Annotated in this window: 18 protein-coding genes; 5 read left to right on the plus strand and 13 right to left on the minus strand. The window is 43.8% G+C overall.

What is annotated here, in order from left to right:
* Positions 1–670 precede the first annotated feature (670 nt).
* Complete coding sequence (locus tag AC0VYA_RS11385; protein ID WP_006992215.1) at positions 671–943, minus strand: helix-turn-helix transcriptional regulator; 273 nt, start codon at positions 941–943, stop codon at positions 671–673.
* Positions 944–1,131: 188 nt separating this feature from the next.
* A complete protein-coding gene (locus AC0VYA_RS11390; RefSeq protein WP_475488322.1) occupies positions 1,132–2,766 on the minus strand; it encodes a cation:proton antiporter domain-containing protein in 1,635 nt (544 codons plus the stop codon).
* A 480-nt stretch (positions 2,767–3,246) separates the two neighbouring features.
* Here AC0VYA_RS11390 and AC0VYA_RS11395 point away from each other — a divergent pair, with 480 nt between their 5' ends.
* Positions 3,247–4,965, plus strand: a complete 1,719-nt coding sequence (locus AC0VYA_RS11395) for a tetratricopeptide repeat protein (RefSeq protein ID WP_475488323.1) — start codon at positions 3,247–3,249, stop codon at positions 4,963–4,965.
* A gap of 161 nt (positions 4,966–5,126) precedes the next feature.
* Positions 5,127–5,486: a DUF2750 domain-containing protein gene (locus AC0VYA_RS11400; RefSeq protein ID WP_011575064.1), complete on the plus strand. Its 360-nt coding sequence runs from the start codon at positions 5,127–5,129 to the stop codon at positions 5,484–5,486.
* Between the two features lie 256 nt (positions 5,487–5,742).
* Here the strand turns inward: AC0VYA_RS11400 and AC0VYA_RS11405 are convergent, their stop codons facing one another.
* The 5 genes from AC0VYA_RS11405 to AC0VYA_RS11425 all read right to left on the minus strand — a co-directional run bounded on the left by AC0VYA_RS11405 (position 5,743) and on the right by AC0VYA_RS11425 (position 11,835).
* Complete coding sequence (locus AC0VYA_RS11405; protein ID WP_367643188.1) at positions 5,743–5,841, minus strand: hypothetical protein; 99 nt, start codon at positions 5,839–5,841, stop codon at positions 5,743–5,745.
* Positions 5,842–5,978: 137 nt separating this feature from the next.
* On the minus strand, positions 5,979–7,364 hold the full coding sequence (locus AC0VYA_RS11410) for a GntP family permease (RefSeq protein ID WP_011575065.1): 1,386 nt from the start codon (positions 7,362–7,364) through the stop codon (positions 5,979–5,981).
* A gap of 233 nt (positions 7,365–7,597) precedes the next feature.
* Positions 7,598–7,951, minus strand: a complete 354-nt coding sequence (locus AC0VYA_RS11415; RefSeq protein ID WP_473480785.1) for a Rid family hydrolase — start codon at positions 7,949–7,951, stop codon at positions 7,598–7,600.
* Between the two features lie 163 nt (positions 7,952–8,114).
* On the minus strand, positions 8,115–10,988 hold the full coding sequence (locus AC0VYA_RS11420; RefSeq protein ID WP_475488324.1) for a UvrD-helicase domain-containing protein: 2,874 nt from the start codon (positions 10,986–10,988) through the stop codon (positions 8,115–8,117).
* 226 nt (positions 10,989–11,214) lie between these two features.
* Positions 11,215–11,835 (minus strand): hypothetical protein, encoded by a 621-nt coding sequence (locus AC0VYA_RS11425; RefSeq protein WP_475488325.1) that lies wholly within the window; start codon positions 11,833–11,835, stop codon positions 11,215–11,217.
* Positions 11,836–12,346: 511 nt separating this feature from the next.
* Here AC0VYA_RS11425 and AC0VYA_RS11430 point away from each other — a divergent pair.
* From AC0VYA_RS11430 to AC0VYA_RS11440, 3 genes are all read left to right on the plus strand, one after another.
* Positions 12,347–12,511, plus strand: a complete 165-nt coding sequence (locus AC0VYA_RS11430; RefSeq protein ID WP_475488326.1) for a hypothetical protein — start codon at positions 12,347–12,349, stop codon at positions 12,509–12,511.
* A 300-nt stretch (positions 12,512–12,811) separates the two neighbouring features.
* Positions 12,812–13,324 carry a YetF domain-containing protein gene (locus AC0VYA_RS11435; RefSeq protein WP_473480795.1) on the plus strand — a complete coding sequence of 171 codons (513 nt, stop codon included), beginning with the start codon at positions 12,812–12,814 and terminating at the stop codon, positions 13,322–13,324.
* A gap of 75 nt (positions 13,325–13,399) precedes the next feature.
* Positions 13,400–14,026 carry a trimeric intracellular cation channel family protein gene (locus AC0VYA_RS11440; protein ID WP_011575070.1) on the plus strand — a complete coding sequence of 209 codons (627 nt, stop codon included), beginning with the start codon at positions 13,400–13,402 and terminating at the stop codon, positions 14,024–14,026.
* A 38-nt stretch (positions 14,027–14,064) separates the two neighbouring features.
* Here the strand turns inward: AC0VYA_RS11440 and AC0VYA_RS11445 are convergent, their stop codons facing one another.
* From AC0VYA_RS11445 to AC0VYA_RS11470, 6 genes are all read right to left on the minus strand, one after another.
* Positions 14,065–14,748, minus strand: a complete 684-nt coding sequence (locus AC0VYA_RS11445) for a Fe2+-dependent dioxygenase (RefSeq protein WP_011575071.1) — start codon at positions 14,746–14,748, stop codon at positions 14,065–14,067.
* 118 nt (positions 14,749–14,866) lie between these two features.
* Positions 14,867–15,976: an alpha-hydroxy acid oxidase gene (locus AC0VYA_RS11450; RefSeq protein ID WP_475488327.1), complete on the minus strand. Its 1,110-nt coding sequence runs from the start codon at positions 15,974–15,976 to the stop codon at positions 14,867–14,869.
* 100 nt (positions 15,977–16,076) lie between these two features.
* Positions 16,077–18,416, minus strand: a complete 2,340-nt coding sequence (locus AC0VYA_RS11455; RefSeq protein WP_475488328.1) for a TonB-dependent receptor — start codon at positions 18,414–18,416, stop codon at positions 16,077–16,079.
* Positions 18,417–18,422: 6 nt separating this feature from the next.
* Positions 18,423–19,427, minus strand: a complete 1,005-nt coding sequence (locus tag AC0VYA_RS11460) for a TonB family protein (RefSeq protein WP_475488329.1) — start codon at positions 19,425–19,427, stop codon at positions 18,423–18,425.
* On the minus strand, positions 19,427–19,846 hold the full coding sequence (locus AC0VYA_RS11465; protein ID WP_473480807.1) for a biopolymer transporter ExbD: 420 nt from the start codon (positions 19,844–19,846) through the stop codon (positions 19,427–19,429). The genes AC0VYA_RS11460 and AC0VYA_RS11465 overlap by 1 nt, the downstream gene beginning before the upstream one ends.
* The gene (locus tag AC0VYA_RS11470) at positions 19,843–20,268 is read right to left on the minus strand and encodes an ExbD/TolR family protein (protein WP_475488330.1); all 426 of its coding nucleotides are present in this window, start codon (positions 20,266–20,268) and stop codon (positions 19,843–19,845) included. The genes AC0VYA_RS11465 and AC0VYA_RS11470 overlap by 4 nt, the downstream gene beginning before the upstream one ends.
* Between the last annotated feature and the right edge of the window lie 4 nt (positions 20,269–20,272).

The raw sequence follows: 20,272 nt of genomic DNA on the forward strand, positions 1-20,272 counted from the left end.
GGACCAAAAGGGCAGAATAAGTAGTTAGCCCGTGGAATATGTAGGGTGCGGCGTAGTAAACAAAGGTACTTGGAAGGTCAAAGACACGACGTAAAACGTACTCGACTAATATAAATTGGTGCAATAGTATGTAAAAGAAAACCAGTTGGTATAGGGTGTGATCCAGATCCAGCGAGCTATATTGCTTAGGAAAGTACTTCGCCATAATAAACACACGTGCAAAGAGGAAATGCCTAACCCACAGGTTTATCGTTAGCAACAGAACGTACCAAAAGATCATTGCTGCTTCTTGGGAAGTCAAATACCAATAAGCCTCAGCCCCAAGACATAGCACAACCACAATCGCTGTCGGCCATCGAAGACTATCTTCACTAACTTTATACAAGGTCCAACAGGTCACTAGATACGTAGCCAGTTTTAAAGAGACCTGGAATTTTTCGCTGATAACAAGAGGATAAAGTAATTCTGAAGACAAATTAGCGGCTGCAGAAATAATAATAATGCTGACAAGGTTAATGTCGCGAATAAATAACACGGCAACAAACCCTAATAGGGCTAGGTAAATTTTTTCGAACAGTAATCCATCACCGTAAGTGAGAAATCCGGCACATACAAAAAGAACCGAACCAAAGATTTTTGGGAGACGGGAAGAGCCTACAAACACAGGGACTTAGAATCTATCCGTGATAAATTTAAAGTAGCCTACGATTTGATTGACGAAATTGTTACGGGTTTCTTCTTTGGCCTTACTACGGCATACAGACCACCACTTTTTCACAACCTCAATTTGCAATGTTCGCAAAGATTCTGGCTTATTATTCTCTATCGCTGAAACCGTTTCACGACTCAACCCCAAGCGCAGCGCTAAATCACCTTGAGTATAACCCGCCTCTTTTCTGAGGTTTCTTAATATGACCGGCAGTTCACTGCTGTGTAAATCCATGATTAGTTTGCCTAAAAAAGCGGTTAATTAATTCGACTGTTAATGGTAACTATTTTACGACACCTAAGTAAAGAAAAATCCCCCATAACCACTAGAACATATATAGAAGCGTATTGAGAGGCTTATGCAAATTGCTTATAATTCAATCAACATAAAGACTAATTGACTTTTATTAATAAGTCACTTTGTTAATCAGTAGCCAGCGTATCGTCCACCTCAACGCTATTAGAGATACTTTTTTTAACTAATAATCGAGCGGTTTCGTGTTCAGCATGCACAAATGCGCATATCCCCATTCCCATTAGTGCCCTTTTCTCTTCTTGGCTATTAATTTTCACAATCACCTTAGCCTGAGGATGAAAGTTCAAGACGGCTTGGCAAATAATTTTCTTTTTGACTAAATTCGTCACGGTTAAAATAACACTTGCTGATTCTTCTATTTTCAATGATTCCAGAACGGGTCGTTTGTCTAAGTGTCCAAAGTAAGCCATGTAGCCCCGTTCTCGAGCAAGTAGTACATGTTGTAAATTATCGGAAATAATGATGAAACGTATGCCCTTCGCTTTAAGCTCCTTTGCCACAATACGTCCGACAATGGCAAAGCCACAAATGACGGTGTGCTGCTGTTCATTGATGGGGGTGATTTTATCTGACTCGAAGAATTCAACCACGAAAAATGAAGCTAACTTATAGATATTGTTGACCATAAAAGGCGTGACTATCATCGACAGCACGGTCACGAGAATAAGGAAGCTACCTAACTCGTTAGAAATTATATTTTCTGACAACGCCAGCGAAAATATCGCAAATGAAAATTCGCCTATTTGGCACAAAGCGATGGCAGTTTTAACTGCATCACTTTTATTTGACTTGCGGCGTATTAGCGCAAAAATAAATAGCGCTTTTGTCAGCATAGCTAATGCTAAAACACCCAGTACCATGAAGAACTCGTGATAAAAATAAGCGATATCTATTTTCGTGCCGATGGAAAAGAAAAACGCACCAAGCAAAATGTCTTTATAGGAAGCGATGTCTGACTCAACTTTGACATGAAAATTGGTTTCCGCGATGATCATACCGGCTATGAATGCACCTAATGAGTAAGTAAATCCCATTTCATGGGCAAGCAATGAGGCACCGATCACAATGGTCAGCACAGAGCCCAAAAATAGCTCTTCCAGTTTAGCATTTGTGGAAAAATGCAGCAGCCATTCAATAATCTTCTTGCCCAGCGTAAACATGAACACAATCACCAAGGTGGCTGACAGTAAGGTATTCAAAAGCACGTCACCTACAGACAGCTCGCTATTTGCTAAGAAGCTTATTAATAGCAGTATGGGGATCACGGCTAAATCTTGAAAAATCAGGATCGCCACCGATTTTTCACCATAAGGGGTCACAACGTCTTTTGATTTTTTCAGGTAACTTAAAACAATGGCTGTCGATGACAAACTAAACGCCAATGCAATAATCACCGACGCCGTAATTGTTTGTGAAAATAGATAGTAAGCGATAGCAAAAATGAGCAACGCACTACCCACGACTTGTACGAACCCATTGATAAACACCAGTTCCTTCATTTTTTTAAGCTTATTAAATGAAAGCTCTAAACCAATGGTGAACATTAAAAAGACAATACCAAATTCGCCTATCAGATCGAGAGAGTGCAACTTTTCGCTATCATCGAAATGGAAAATATTGCTAATAATGGTCCCTGTCATGATGTAGCCGATAATATGTGACACAGAAAGCTTCTTCAGCACTATGTTCAAGACAGTTGCAATGGCCAACGAAATAAAAATTATCAGTAAAACAGAATCCATGTATCTCAATCCAAATTCAATCTCAGCACAACGCTACATTGCACTAACAAACTTATAACAAAAAGGAACTTAAACAGTTATATTTTGCATTTATAGGAATAAGTAGAATATACCCGGCCTTTTAATATGTCTATTTGTATAAAATTGAAGATTAATCAAATCTGAGGGAATGCCCATGACAGTTTTCACAATGCCACTATAATTTGGGCTCAGGAACTCGCTTGTTCTATCGTGCTAGAAGATTTAATTCACTAAGTAGATTCGGCTTTGTAATGCTAACCCGTGCCTAACGTGGAGTAATAGCAATTTAAAACAAAACGATAAAGACATAAACATGAAAGCCGTTAAACAACTATTCATTGCACTTGATGCTGTTTCTTTACACATAAAAATTGACCTGAATAACGCTTTCCGTATTCACTTCGGACGTGTCAAATTCGAATCTATCCCAAGTAGTAAATCTTTAGCTTTTGCACTATTTTGTACATTGACGTTCATCGGCTGCTCATCAAATACCGCCGAAGCCCCATTAGCGCGTCATGCCTCATATGCTCAAACCAATCTATCGCCAACGTCAATGAACCCTCAGAGCATGCACTGAATATTGAGAACAACATTTTTGCTGGGCAAATCGCACCTAAGCTATCAGGTATAGGAGAGCATGGTTTTTATCCATCTACCGGCAATAAAGATGCATACGTATTTTTTAACCAAGCCATAGCCCTTACATATGGATTTAACCACTTAGAAGCACACCGCTCGTTTAAACAAGTCGCAGCGCTAGATCCAAGAAGCGCTATCGCTTTTTGGGGCCAAGCATTAGTCTTAGGCCCAAGTATTAATGGAGCATTGGAGCCAAGTGCAGTGCAGCCCGCTCATGAAGCCATAACTCAGGCACTTGCGTTAATTGAGTGCGCTTCTCCTAAAGAAGCTGCGCTTATTCATGCACTCAGGCAAAGATACTCCCTAGACGAGTCTCTATCTGATCGTAATCGTCTAGATGCAAACTATGCAGATGCTATGCGAGCACTGGTCATGGAATATCCGGATGATGCCAACCTTCGCACCCTATTGGCTGAAGCACTCGTGGTTATTCATAGCTGGGATTACTGGAAAAACGATGGTCGACCTAAAGAATCGACCGATGAAATATTAGCGATGTTAGAAGGCGGACTAAAGCTCAGCCCATCTCATGCAGGGCTAAATCATTATTACATTCACGCTGTAGAAGCTTCAAAACAACCTGAGCGGGGGCTCGCCAGTGCAAAAATACTTGAAACGGCAGTGCCTGGTGCGGGTCATCTGGTGCATATGCCTTCACATATTTATATTCGTACTGGTCGCTATCAACAGGGGGGACTGAGTAACGAACACGCCATTTTGGTCGATAATAACTACATCACACAATGCCGCCAACAAGGGGTATATCCATTAGCTTACGTACCACATAATCGGCATTTTTTATGGTCGATGGCTAGTATGCAAGGCAATAGTCAAAAAGCAATCAAAGCGGCTGAGCACATGGCGGCGCATATAGACACGCGTCTAATGACGCAAGAAGGTCTTGGAACCCTCCAGCATTATTGGGTACCACCTAGGTATGCTTATGTACGTTTCGGTAAATGGGAAAAAATCATGAACATTCCCAAACCTGCGGCAAAACTCTTATATCCGCTAGCGGTGTGGCATTACGCCCAGGGTAGCGCACTTAGCTCTAATGGACATATCTTGCAAGCGAGAACCCACCTACAACACTTGAAACAACGAGCGAAGAACAAAAACCTCAAAGATATAACAGTCTGGCAAATAAATGATGCCTACAGTGTCATTAATATTGCTGCGCTAGTGCTTGAAGGCGAAATAGAAACCAAGGCCAAGAATTATTCCGCTGCCATTGACGCGCTTACAAAAGCCAGCGCGCTTGAAGACTCACTTAACTATAATGAGCCTTCCGATTGGCACGCCCCTGTACGCCAGTCACTTGGAGCCGCACTACTTGCAGCCGGTGAATCGATAAAGGCCCAACACGTCTACCAAGCCGATTTACACGTATTTCCAGAGAATGGTTGGTCCCTTTATGGCTTACATCAGGCACTACTGGCTCAAGGGCTATCAACGGAGGCCAGCAAAGTTAACAAGCGATTTTTAAAAGCGTGGCAGCACGCTGATTTTGAGCTTAATGGTTCAGTAGTGCATTGAACAATGCCATTGAAGTATCAAATAGAATTTAAAGAATGCGGCACGTTTGCTTTCAATTAACATAGTGATTAAAACATGTGGACGTTATCAGTAATCTTATATTGTGAGTCGCTAATTAAGGCCGTATCATTGCGCCACAAATCAGCCAACTAGAGCTCACCATGACAGATACCCACATCGACTCAGCCGATTTTATGGCGCAAATTAAAAACACCCAAGAGTTATGGGCGTTACAAGATAAAACCAGTGACGGCTGGGTAATATTAGATTCGATTAATTTTGAAGACACGGACGTGATGCCACTATGGTCAAATGCGCAGCTCGCCAAAGAGCATTGTGTAGATGAATGGGAAGACTATATCCCCAAGGCTATTTCAGTATCAGATTGGCTGGAATTTTGGGTTGAAGATTTAGCCGAAGATAATGTTGTTATTGGTATCGAGTGGCGCGACGGTGGTGAATATTTAGAAGTAGAACTGGCAGACTTCAGTCAGATGCTCGCAGAAGTTGAAAAATTCTAAACATTTCGGTAAACAGAGGATTGAGGTTTGGTTTGTCATTTAATTCCTGTGGACCTACACCAGGTGTAAGTGACCTTATTTAATATACGGAGCCAAACTTTACTAGTATCGTCTCATTGAGGTCAATACCGTTTTTCAAAATTTCCGCTCTTTGAACCTCTACTTCGGCAATAGCTCCCGTTTGCAAGAACACAGGCGGATTTCTTGGTTACCCCACCCCTAAAGGCGTGCCCGCGGCAATATAATCACCTGGCTTTCACGTCATGCACTCGCTAATGAGTACAAGTGTGGATACCACGTCGAAAACCATGTCGTTGGTATTTGCTTGTTGCATCTCTTGACCATTTACGCGCATTTCAATATCCAGCCCTTTTTACACCTAGCGACAACCGATCTGGTGTGAGCAGATAGAGCCTAACGTTAAACAATGACTTTAACTAAGATGCCCATGACCTGCACTGTAGCAAAGATAAGCGCCCATGACATGTCAGACTAAAAAATTTGGCTTAAACACCAAGCAAACATAAATGCCAAGCTACCGAGTAAGGTCTCCATTACCGTCCATGTTTTCAAGGTGGTTTTTTCATCCATATTTAACAGTCTACTGACCAACCAAAAGCCAGAGTCATTAAAGTGAGACAACACCGTCGCGCCACCCGCAATAGCGATAACCAAGCAACACAAATCTATCGCAGACAAACCCGGCGTAACGGCAACCATTGGCGTTAATAGCGCAGCCGTAGTGGTCAGTGCAACTGTCGCTGAGCCCTGGGCCACGCGTAAACTGGCAGAGATAATAAAACCCGCTACGATAATCGGCATACCAGTATCGGCTAGTAAGCCTGCTAAAGCATCGCCAATCCCACTGGCTCTAAGCACACCACCAAACATGCCGCCAGCGCCTGTCACTAAAATCACCCCGCAAATAGGCGCTAAAGAGTCCCCGCACCACTGCTCAATTTTTCCCATGCCATAGCGACGGCTAAAAAGTGCAATGCTGACTAATAATGTAATAAGTAGCGCTACCGGTGTTTTGCCCAATAAACGCAACGTATGCACAAATGCACTTTCACCTTGGATAACATTCGCAGCAATCAACGTATTAAGGCCAGTATCCATAAAAATTAAGCACACGGGCAAGAGTAAAATCAGTATCACGCTAGAAAAGCTGGGCAATTCGCCACTGGTTAAATCCCTCGATGACTGTTCGTCTTGATTGAATAGCGAATGCAAAGGAATATCAAAACGTTTACCCGCATATTGACCGTATAGGTAAGCGCCCAGATACCAAGTAGGAATAGCAATAGCTAACCCCACCATCAACAGCAAACTAATATTCGCACCTAAGAATTCTGCTGCTGCAACAGGCCCTGGGTGCGGTGGTACGAAAGCATGCATCACGGCAAATGCGCCAGCTGCCGGCAAGGCATAGGTTAATACCGAGCCATTGAATCGCCGGGCTACGCTGAAGATAATGGGCATCATCACTATTAACCCAGCGTCAAAAAAGATTGGAAACCCAAAGCACAACGAAGCGACACCCAGTGCTAAAGGCGCTTTGTCTTCACCAAAACGATTGACTAAGTTGTCAGCCAATACTTGCGCCCCGCCCGAAACTTCGAGCAACTTGCCTATCATAGCGCCTAAGCCTACCAGTAATGCCACCGATGCGAGCGTACCACCGAAGCTGCTCATCAAAGTTGGCACCACTTCCATGATGCTGATCCCAGCGGCTAATGCAGTCACTAGACTCACAAGCGACAGAGCGATAAAAGCATGCAAACGAACACGCACAATTAGAAATAACAACGCTAGCACAGCGCCAAGTGCTAGCGTTAATAAGTACCAGGGTTCATGTGTAAAAGGCTGATTAAGCATATTGAATGTTCAATTTGTTGTAAGTTAACAACAAATTAACACTATCAAAGGGGAGATTCACCTTCTAATGATGAATAAAATTCAAAAAGACTATAAGGGTGAGCACGACTATTACTAGCCCAGTGTTCGCCCTTAGTAGATTAAATCTTCGGCTGGAATGCACCTGGCACACTTGAGAGCAAAATCAAAAGCGATACCTCGTTTTACTTTGTTTTTGTATTTATACTCTAGGATTATTTTTGAGCCGCAACTACCGATATTTCGACTAATAATTCAGGTCTTGCCATAGAGGCTTGAACGCACGCCCTTGCTGGTGCATGCCCATCTGGCACCCAGGCGTCCCACACGGTGTTCATCGCAGCGAAATCTGTCATATCCTTAATATAGATAGTAGCTGACAAAATATGCTCACGATCAGAGTCAGCACTCAACAAAAGCGCATCCACTTTGTCCAACATGGTTTGAGTTTGCTCTTCGATACCTTTATTGGCATCGGCTGCCACTTGGCCGCAGAGGTAGACCGTTCCCTGATGAATAACCACTCGACTCATACGTTGTTTAATTTCTTTACGCTCGATTGTTGCCACAATAGCCCCTGTGATTTTTAAGATTAACGAAAACAAAGGCCGAGATAATAGCAACAACTAAGTGATGAATGTATGTTTTTGCCTGCTAATGCTCTGTATCTTGCGAATGTCACCCATACGAGTTGGGTAACATGTTTTTTTGCATCTTAGTTTTTATTACATCTTAATTTTCATTACACAATGTAAGCTCAACATCGTACTTACCATTCATTAACTCAGTGACAAAAGCGCTCGCTTGGGTCATGTCAGCGAGGACATAAACGTGATGTTTAGCGCGAGTAAGCGCTACATAAAATAAGCGTCTTTCTTCTGCGTACGTAAACGTTTCTTGTTTGGGTAAAAGTGCCTCTACCACAGGTGAAGTGACTTTATCTGCCGGAAAGCCATGCTTGCCTGCAGTCATGCCGGTGATAATGGCGTAGTCCGCTTCCTTTCCCTTCGCTGCGTGAAACGACAAGCAACTTATAAGTAGCTTAGTGTATCGCTTATTGAGCGCTTCCAGACCTTCTCTATCCGGTAGTTGAAACCAAAAACGCGCTAGAATGTAGACTGTAGGCTTTGAGCGCTGCCGCAGTGTATTCTTCTTGCTGCTCTGTGTTGGTCCAATTTTTTCGGTCTTCCCGCGCTTATTATGTTGCTCAGATATTTCATCCACTTTGCCTGCTAAAGTAGCTAACGCTTGGTGCAGTAACTTTTCAGTATTTGATGACTGAGTCTCGCTGTTCAATCGAGTATCACTGTATAGAACCCTTATTCTTGGGTCCGCTACTTTAACGAGAGAGCGAATATTCTTGGTTATCTGCGCCGGATTTCGACTGATAAATTGAGTGGCCACATCACCAATTCTATTATTGAAACGAAACGTCTGGTCTAAAACATTTTCACTGCTGTGGCCGAAGTACTGGGTAAACTGCGTAGTCAAGCTCACATCTGCGCCACTAAATCGATATATGGCTTGCCAATCATCGCCAACACAAAATATAGACGCCGATTGACTTTGTTTGCGCGGTAACACCTCACGGCTTGAAGGCACACTCTCATTTTTTCTTGGTAACGCGCTAACAGAACGCGTGCTGTCTCTTAGTGATCGCACTAAACGAGCTCTAGGCTCTGAGATATCCTGAAACTCATCCACCATTATGTATCGCCATGGTGCTGTAAAATGCCCTTTTTCCACATACGTTATCGCTTTGCTGATCATATCTTCAAAATCAATGTAAGCGTGCTGGCTCAAATGCTTCTGGTAATGCTGAAATATAGGCCGCAGCAAAGTAAAAGCAATTTGTGCTTGCTTAGAATCAATTGCTTTGTCCTTTGAGGTAATATCTGCCAGCACAGCTTTTACACTGAACTTACTAGAAATAGCTGATTTGTATAAGCCGATTAACTGACAAAACAAGATTGCAAGTTCGCTCAAATAATTAGATTTTTGTAACGTGTTCAGCATCTTTTCATTTGATAAAGGAACGTTACTGACTTGTAATTTATTGTCAGAACGTTTTAGTACGCTGTTCAATTTTCCGTTAACGTATTGATAATAAAATAGTTCAATACATCTTGAACCATGATAGCTATACAGTTGTCGTTTATTTTCCATCATTGCTTGATAACGATTGTTATCGGTATAACTGGGTGTATTATCCTCATCATCTAGCACGTAATATTCGATATACACATCAGCGTGTGGTAAATAAAAATCTGCTCTGTTCCCACCCATATGCTTATTTTCAACGTCAAAAGCATATTTAGCTTGGTAACGATATTCAATGCCATTTCGATACAACCAGTTAGCAATGTGCAGGTGTCCGAAACAATTTACCGGCTCCCCTTTCAACGTACGCACATTGTTTTCATTCAAATAACGGGAGTAATCAGATAAAGCGTCAAAATCGAACGGACTCATTGATTGATAGTAATAGTTGCTTAAGTATTCAATCACTTGTTTTTGATAGGATACATTTTGCAGCTGATTTTCTAGGCTTGCCAATACCCATTGATTTTTCTTTTGCTCGTCATTCACCCATGGGGATAAGGTCGGCTTTTTACCTTCGACGCTGGTAATAATGTATAGTCCCAAGCTGTGAAAGGTGCTGGCTTTGATGCTTTGTCCGTCTAGCTTGTGCTTAATGCGCTCGTCTATTTCAGTGGCGGCTTTTTGACCGTAAGCCAGTAGTAAAATATCGTCTGGTTTCGCTTGACCGCTCGTTAGCAAGTAGCCTGCTCGGCCGACCATTACACTGGTTTTTCCGGTCCCTGCTCCAGCAAGTAGTAGATTATTGTCATCATCTATAATACAGGCACGACGTTGTTTGTCTGTTAAAGGGTTTGACTCAACTCGCTGAAAAAAATCTGCATGCAAATGAAGTTGTTTTTGAATGTAGCCTTCTCGTATTGCCGCAATATCCGCTTGCTCCCAATGATGCATTGCCTTTAACTTTGTAACAGCCTCTTTTACGGTACTGTCCAAAGGAGCATTCTGCGCCCAAGTGTGCCATCGTGGATACTCAAGCGCTACGCGCTGCTTAATGGCGATGACGTGTGAATGCCTGAGATACCTTGCTTGCGTCGCATTTTCTATGTTATTCACCAACTGCAATAATCTGCTTTGGTGGTAATTCCCCCACTCAGCCTGAATCTGACCTGCTTGAAATTGGCTACTACGGTATCCCAAAAAATGCAGTTCATGAGCCAATGCGTTTACCTGGAATATCATCGTAGCGCCAAGCCAGCGCCACTCAAAGACAGGTGGAATATCAAAATGTTGCCAAGATAAAAAGGTGACAGATTTCTTTCCACCGCTGCCTATATGGTTAGCACCCAAAAGTGATTTTAATTCTTTTGATAGTCTGGCACCTTCTGGAAAATACACACCGGACTCATCGAATTTAAGATCTACCTGTAGCGGGGAAAAAATTCGACCAAACCAGCTTAGGCTAATGAATCGTGCTTCTTCGGGGTTTGGGTCACGTGCTGATGGGGGCGTTATTGCATAATGTGGAGGATTGTCCGCACTTGGCGGTAAGGAATTCGAATGCAAGGAAACCTACTTGTTAATGAGTTAACTGAAAAAGAAAAAAGAAAATAACAAACTGGAAAAACAGTACGGGAGGCACAGTAGTACTTACTTTTTGTATGAATGGCACGTAAACAGCACAGACGTAAAGGCTAAATAAAAACAAAGTTAGAATAAACCAAAATATCGCCGCCATCTCATCACCGGATTTGGCTCTAAAAGGCGGCGTTGCTCAGCTGATGTTACTCTTTTAGTAGGTTCTTTTCACCCAGCCTACCAAATACCAACTGTCTGCTGCATTTTTGGATTTACGGATAGCGCTGATTTCTTGCAGATTTTTTAAGCTGCTTTCTAACTCATCTTCCATCAGAGCGCTGCGCTCATAACGGATCAAGTGAGAGTTAATTTTAGTCAACAAATCTTTACCGCTGATCGTATTAGTCCTGCGGGCTCTGACAAACCACATACACCAGATCACCATGGCGTCGTTTTCACTGATGGTCACCTCTTGCAAATCACTTATCAGGCGCAGCAGCTCAATGAAGGCGTAAATCCCCAGCCATGGCTCCTGCTTGTGCTGAAATCCACTGGGTTGGCTTCTCTCAATATGCTCAATCAACGTACTGATACTAAGCTTTATATTGCCGGGTTTAATCGCGTCTGCCGTTTGTTGATTAGTGCCGATGTTTGGATCTGTTTCATCGTTTGAGATGGGCTTTTTAGGGGCTCTAACTGAAATTGCAGGATTAAGGGTGGTATTGATAAGCTCTTCGGTAGAATCTGCCTCAATCCCCACCTTCAGCAGTGACGAGCGCAATACTTGATTCACTTCTTGCTTTTTACTATTAGCCACATCGATATCAGGTTCCATTTATGTACCTCCATTTTCATTATTATTTATGCACAAACTGAGGTACTTACTAACCTGACGTGTTCTTTTTAAGGCGTTGAGCCCTCAATTATCAGGACTACCATACGCTGCTTATATCTGCACATGCCGACAATAAATATTGTTTGTATGTAAGCTTCATCAGTTTGTTTAGGCTTATTCATAATCTCATACCATCTGCTTGTTGCCCGGTACGGTAAATTTGAATGCCTTAGCGCTTTAAATGCATCGCTATGCTACCACATAAACGCTCGAATATCTCGCTGTTAACCTATTACGCAACGTATCCAACGTGCAATTACCGGTGATAAACAGTGCATATCGTGACTTATGGCAGCAGAACGACAGGTAGATGCGTTTTTCACCCGCTGACTCGCTATCTTGAGCTATGCAGTGGCCTGTATACTCGCGTTGTTATTTAAATAGAAAGCACCCTTTAATAAGTTCTGTACTTTAAATAGATACTGCTTTTTAGATACGTGCAGCGCTTAGAATGCCAGCCAATTGTGTCGTTGCTCAACCAGCGTTTAAGTTTGAAAATGTACCTGAACTTGACCTTGAACTTGAGCTTGAACTTGAACTTGAACTTGAACTTGAATTTAACGACGAGACCATTGATAAAACTTGTGAGCATAAACGTGGCGACATAAAACATTGAACCGCTTTTTGCTCGGCACTGCCCACGCTTCCTTTGCAAATGCTACATAGGCAGTAAGAAAAAATTTACCTTCTAATTGCCCATTTCCCCGTGTTAACACGAGGGTATTGTATACCTCTAGCCTCAATCACCCCTTGGGGCACGGGTTCTTTATCCATCTTTACAATACCTTTGCAGATAATTCGACATTGGCATAATAGTTGATTTCTAGAAGAGTCGTTAAAGCGCGAATATCCGCTCGCAGGGACACTGAAATGTCTACCACAGTTCATTCATTCAACACCTAAAATGGAGAGAAATATGTTTTTTGAATCTTGGAGTGAAATAACGCGCATTGTCACTACTACCTTGATTATTTATCCCTTTTTGATCTTAGCGACACATTTAGTAGGGAAACGCTCATTTGCTAAAATGAACAACTTTGATTGGATAATCACCGTAGCAGCAGGCTCCATCTTAGGCTCTGCTATCTTGTTGAAAGACGTGGTCATTGCTGAAGTATTGGTCGCGGTTAGCCTACTTTTCCTTTTACAGTATTTACTTACCTGGGCCAGCGCCCATTTTTCGACTTTCGACAAAGTGGTAAAAACCTCGCCGCAACTCGTATTTTTCGACGGTGAGTATATAGAGCATGCGATGAAAGATGCACGCCTGACCCGCATTGAAGTAGAGGCAGGTGTTCGAAAAGCCGGTTTCGGTGATTCAAGCCGAGTCATGGCAGTGGTGTTTGAGGCTGACGGCGAGTTAAGTATCGTTCCGAAAAGTGAAATTCATGATCAACTTATTATGAAGTTACGCAGTGACGCCAGCTAATACCTATTGGCCAATCATTACAACCTCAGGGGTAAACGCCTTGTCCATTGCCCTTAACAACCTCAGGTATTGAAGATGACTGATGACTACTTTCATGTCCTCAACCTAATTGGTGTCGCTTTTTTTGCTGTATCAGGCACGCTGCTCGGCTACGAAAAAAAAGTGGGTGGCTTTGGCGTGGTCGTGGTGGCAAGTGTGACCGCATTAGGTGGTGGCTCTCTTCGCGACTTATTGCTGAATGAGCCGGTATTTTGGGTCGCCGATCCAGACTATTTGTACTCAACCTATGCTGCAATCTTCATATCAGTCGCATTTATTCGCTACCTGCCCCATGTTTCGAACTATTACTTCTTGCTTCTGGATGCCGTGGGCATGGCCATTTTTAATATAGTCGGTATTGAGAAATCTTTAATTGGCGGAACGGGTATGCTCATCGCCATAACCATGGGCACCACTACAGGTATTTTTGGTGGGCTGATCCGTGATGTAATTTGCAGGGAGGTCCCGTCAGTTATGCGGGGGGAACTGTACGCCTCTGCATGTGTATCGGGCGGTTTAGTCTATGCTGTGCTTTTCTCTTTTGGCGCGCCGTACATATGGTGTATTTTGGGCTCGTTATTTGCCACTGTCTTCTTGCGAATGGGGGCACTTCACTGGAACTGGCGGCCAAAAATATTCAAGAAACGCCATTATAAAGACTAACTTGCCATAAACTCATAGTAACAGAGCATTGAAGCGACTTAGCACGTCGCCCAACTGCGCATCAGGTTATGGTACACGCCAGTTAAGCGTTTTACTTCAGCATCGTTACTGCCCAGCTCAACTGTAAGTGCTTGAATAGATTGGTCCAAATCAAACAACATACTGCGCTGATCGTTACTGCGCACTAGACTTTCAATCCAAAAGAACGAGGCTGTTCTGCGCCCTTTTGTCACCGGATTAACTTGATGAAGGCTATTAGCAGGATACAGAATCACGCTACCCGCATTGAGCTTAATTTGCTGCAAACCAAACTGGGTTTCGATACTGAGTTCGCCGCCATCGTAGGTTTTTGGCTCTGATAAAAACAACGTGGCAGATAAATCTGTGCGTAGCATCTGATGACTATTTGGAATAGGCATCACAGATGCATCTACGTGTAACCCGTAATGCTCGCCGCCTTGGTAGCGATTAAATTTAGGAGGATAAATTTTATTCGGCAGTGCAGAAGACATAAACAACGCATTTCCCGATAATTTACGAATGACCGTATTTCGAAGTTCGATAGCCAATGCACTGCCATCGTCAAGTTGTTGATTATATTTTACTTTTGAAGCCTGACTACCCGCGGTGTGTTTACCATCTAGCCACTGGCCTTTATCTAATGCTTGGGTGAATTGGGTAACTTCTTTTTTAGACAGTAGGTCTTCAATAACGGTTAACATGGGCCTCTCTTTCGTTTATGTGTTTTTGCATTTTTTTACTTTGCTCGTAAGGTTTTTACGTCGTTATCGTCTTCGCTACACTTTCGCGCGAAATACAAAATCAGCCAGCTGATTAACGTTAATAAATGCAATCTAGGGTAATATCACTGATGGTTTCACATCCGGTTAATGCCATTGCAAGCTCTAACTCTTGCTGAAGTAAGGTCAGACTATGGGCAACTCCCAGTGCTCCTGCAACAGCCAGGCCATTTAGTACGGGGCGGCCAATTAATACACCGTTAGCACCTAGGGCTATGGCTTTAAAAATATCGGTACCTCGGCGAATGCCACTGTCTAACAGTATGGGAAATGCCTCACCTACTGCGCTTCGTACTGGCGGTAACAAATCAATGCTCGGGGCAAGGCCGTCTAGCGTGCGCCCGCCGTGGTTCGAAACCACAATACCCGCGCAACCACTTTCGACCGCTAACAAAGCATCCTGTGGATGGCTAATGCCCTTTATCCAAACAGGTAAGTGCGTATTGGTGCGCAGCCATTGAATGTCGTCCCAATCGGGCGCATCAGCCATCAAGCCGTTGAGTAACACACTTTGTCCAGGCGATAATGACTGTGCCTTTGAGGTGGGATAATTCACCAAATTTGCTGCCATCACACTGGGGGGTAATGAAAAACCAGCTCTTTGTTGGCGATTACGAAGGCCACTTACAGGAGCATCTACGGTGACCACTATGGAGGTATAACCTGCTTTCTCTGCTCGTCTTACCAAGTCAAGTGTATGCTCTGGATCCGGCTGCATGTAAAGCTGGAACCATTTACCTGTATGTTGCGCAGCGCTGATCTGTTCAAGTGGAAAGGTCGACAAGGTGCTGGTTAGCATCCCCATGTTAACCGCGTTAGCCGCTTCCACTGTGGCTAGTTCACCCTGTGGGTGCAACAAGCTTTGATACGCTAAAGGGGCAATCAACATTGGCCAACTAAACCGGTCTTTGCCCAAGGTAATTTCCGTGGTGCCTTTGGTAAATTTACGCAACACGCGTTTATTCATGCCGATAGCATCAAATGCAGTCCTATTCCGATTCAGGGTAATGTCGTCCCCTGCTCCGCCAGCAATATACTCATAAATACCGTGAGGCATATAGTCTTTCGCTAAACGTTCATAATCACTGATAGCAATCACATCGGCTGGAATTTGACTTAGTTTAGGTAACACGTAATGATCTTTTTTCATGGCTAAATCTTAACCCAAAACAAAAAAGGGAGCACGTTGTAAACCAACCTACTCCCTTGATTAAATTACACAAATTGTAATAAAACGTTTTTAGCTAAAATTAAAACTCGTACGTTAACGTTAGCTTGGCGTTTCGTGCTGCACCAATATAGGTAAATGCACCACTACGGTATGCTGCTAAGTAGTAATCTTTATCTGTCACGTTAGCAACGTTAAGACGAAGATTTAGCTGCTCACTGAAGGCATAGGTCGCGAATACATCGAACGAGGTGTAGCTAGGCACTTTATACGAGTAATCATCGATACCAGTGTTATAACCAGCTGCAGAGTCAGGCTGACCTGCGTACATCTCGCTTGAGTAGGTCATAGTGCCACCGAACGAGAAAGCATCGCTTGCTTGATAACGTAACTGCCAAAACGCACTGTTATCAGCAAAATTACTCAACGTGAGGCCTACACTGTCGGTGTCGAATGACTCAAGCACTTCGGCATCCATAAACGTCACACCAAACTGAGTGCTTAAGTCTTCGGTAATATTGCCTACCACTGAGAATTCAGCACCTTTAACGCGGTTTTTGCCCGTGTTTAGCGTACCGATACTGGCGTAGTCATCGTCACCGATGCTTTCCATTACGTCGTCTTTGGTGATTTGGAAAATAGCAGCGGTTAGCAACAACTTATCGTTATATACGTTCCATTTCGTGCCTAATTCGAAGTTTTCGGTGTCTTCCGGTTTACTGTCTGTTACTTGTTGAGGGTCGCCACAGATACCGCCGTAACCACAGTTGCCACCTAAGTCAGACTCGCCACCGTTGATGTTGCTTGATGTGCTGTAGGTCAAGTAAACATTAGCATCTTCGTTGATGTTGTATACCACGCCAACATGACCATTCCAAAGCGTGTCAGAATAGTCGTAAGCCGTAGCAACACCTCGACTGGTCACGACATTGTCGTAGTCGAAGCTATCAGCACGTACGCCAGCAAATACTGACCAAAACTCGTTAATATCAACCGTGTCCATGATTGAGACTGATACAGTATCAATAGAGTAATCAGAGTCTTGTGCACCCTTTTCAATGCTGCGACCCATAACACTGTTGATGTTATCAATATAGTTACCGTTTGCATCTACGATACAGAAACCAGCTGATGCACCACCGCGACCAGATGTCACACAGTTGGTATCACCAGTATTAGTCACATTATAAACGCCATTATCTACATCAAGAGCACTGTACTCTGCGCTCACTACAAAATTATGCTTTAAACCGCCAAGATCACGGGTTAAATATACGTTTAGCTGATCCGCGAAGTAATCCACCTCTTGCCAACCTTGGTGTGTGCTAAGGCTAACGGTTGCTGCGCTTGGTGCGTCTGGATCGCTAGCGTCACGGTTGGTGCCGCGGGCGCCTGTCGTCACATAACCGTTATCGGTCGTCCCGTAACGCATTAAGTTTTCAACACGCGTATCACTGTCTATTTCGTATTGCGCGCGCAAGGTAAAGGTATTAATTTCGGACTCAAGAAAGTCTTGTCCATCTTGAGAGTAAACAGGCAAATCCGCCACTGGCTTACCGCCGCCCGCAACAATATAAGTACCCAAGTCAGGGGTATCTTCTGCTTTTAAGTAGTAGTAATCAGCGGTAAGTTTTAACTTATCTGTTGCTTTGTAATCAACAGAAAGCGCAAGACCATTTCGTTCTTGATCGGCAGGGCCACGATCTGGAATTTCTTTATACGAATGCAAAATATTGGCGCGTACTGCTAGGTCGTCATTGATGCGTTTGTTGCTATCAAGGGCGATACGGCGGTAATCGTCTGTGCCTAAACCTGCTTCGAGCTTAGAGAAGTCATATTCCGTGCTCGCTTGCTTAGTAATGCTGTTAACCGCACCACCTGTTGAACCACGACCAGCAAACGTAGAGCTTGGGCCTTTCGTGATTTCAACTTGCTCTGTTGCAAAACTTTCACGGGTTGTCATGCCTGGATCACGTAAACCATCAACAAACACGTCACTGCGCGCTTCATGGCCGCGGATAATGTAACGATCACCAAACGCATTTCCGTTTTCACCTGTACCTAGGGTAATACCAGGTTGTGCCGCGAGGATGTCTTTTAAGTCAGTTCTTCCAGATTCTTGAATTTGGGTTTGCGTCAGTACGCTGATGGTTTGCGGTGTATCGGCCAGCTCTTTTACATGGCGTGAGTCGCCTGAAACTTGGGCTTTGTAGGGAGCACCCGCTTGTGCGTAAGGGTTGGTATCAACGGTACGCTCTTCAATTTGCATGGTGTCCAATACAATGGGTTCGTCTTCTTGAGCCATAGCAAACGGACTCATTAACATGCCGGGAACGCTTAATGCTAACAAGGTTTTATTAGTGTTAACCTTAGGTGAGCGAAGGCTCAATGGCGCTATTTGACACGTCTTTTTTCTACTCATGGGTAACTAATCCTTAAATGCTGAGTTGGTGATTAATGAATATTCAATGGGGATCACGAGCGTGATCTTTTCTCGTTTAATTGAATCGGGTACAAGTGGCAAAGGGTTGGCCTTTTGCAACATATCAAGCGCAGCCTTGTCCAGTTCAGCTGAGCCTGAGCTTTTTTTGATGCTAGAGGCCAATACATAGCCATCGTGATCGATGGTGAATTGCAACTGCACCACGCCTTCAATTTTTTGCTTCTTCAATTCTCTTGGGTAGGTTTTATACTTGCGCAAATGCGCCTGCAACTGCGCGAAGAAGTCATTCGCATTCCCAGCTCGGCCACCGGAGCGTGCTGAGCTAGCACTGCCGGTACCACGATTTGTGGCTTTTTGTGCAGTCGGTGCTGGTGCATTTTGCTGTGCTACTTCGGTAGTCGTCTTGGGCACGTCTTGCTGCTTTGTCTCGGTCTTTGTTACCTGGGTTTTGTTTACTGGCGATTCAGGAGCCTCATCTTTAGGTTCGACTATTTTTTGCACCGCATTTTCAGCTGAAACTTGCTCGATTACAGGTACGTCAATGCGATCCAATATTGGCTCAGGGTCGGTTTTCTCAATGACTGGCTCTACTTTAGGCTCAATGATGGACTGCGGCTTTTCTACTAGTTCTGGCTCAACTGTCGGCTCTGGTTCAGGCAACGGTTCAGGCTCTGGCTCTTGAGGAGCCTCAAGGGTTTCTTCTAATTGTTCAGACTCAACAAGCTGTTGATCTTGATACGCTCCGAGCATCCCTAAACCGACTTCAATACCGTCTTGTCCTTCTCCCATAGCACTGCCCTGTACTTCTTCGGGGGTAATTGAAAGGGCAGCAAATACGCTGGCGTGCAATGCGGCGGCTACAGCGATCGCTACCAACCACTGGCGTTTATGCCCGCTAGTATGAAAACTCGGCGAAAGTAAACCAATGATGCCTTGTGATTGATTGGCCATGCGCTGTTGTTCAGTGTTTTGTTGTGTAGCAGCACGCATCAACTTGCCTCTGTCGTTAGGGTGAATAAGTTGATGGTGCTAAACCCTGCAGCGCGTAACATATCTAGCACTTTGTCTAAATCTTGGTACGTCACTTGTTTGTCGGCGCGCACAGCAATATTGGCTGGGTGCTCCTGTAATAGTGTGCTCAATGCTTCTGGTAATTCGTTAACGCTGACAACCTCATTATTGAGATGGATCTCATTGTCTTTTGATAGTTGTAGGGTTATTGGTTGTGCGATAGCCGGTTTGGTTTGGCTATTGTCTGGCAAGGTTAATCCTGCATCCTGAATCTGCTCGATTTTCCCTGCAATCATAAAGAAGATAAGTAACAGAAAAACGATGTTAATCAATGGGATCAGATTGTCGTCACTGTTCGCTTTACGTTTTGAGCCCTGTGCTTGATTAAATAAGCTCATTGTTGCCCCGCTATCGCGTTAGCCTGAGGACGAGACTTACCCAAAGTAACTTGCGTAAAACCCAATACCTTCATGCGTGAAAGCGCATCAACAATGACTTGTACTTGCGTATCAGCTGCTGGCTGTAACACCGTTGGCAAATTTGTTTCAAACGCATTTGACAGGGCTGAATCTGTCAGCGTTGCGCTGTTGCCAACTGACAGTTGTGCATCGGATAACTGCCCGTCCGGACTTAAACGTAATAGTTGTGGTTTGCTGTCAGACAACACACTGGCCGCCAAACTCGATTGCATTTCCACAGTACTGAACTTAGTGAAGGACGAGGTCAGCATAAAGAACATCAGAAGAATAAATACCACATCGATTAATGCAGTCAGACTGATACTTTGTTTTCGGCGTTGCGGCAGTAGCAGGCTAGACATAGTA

Source organism: Paraglaciecola sp. QJM3NY_14, assembly GCF_056173245.1.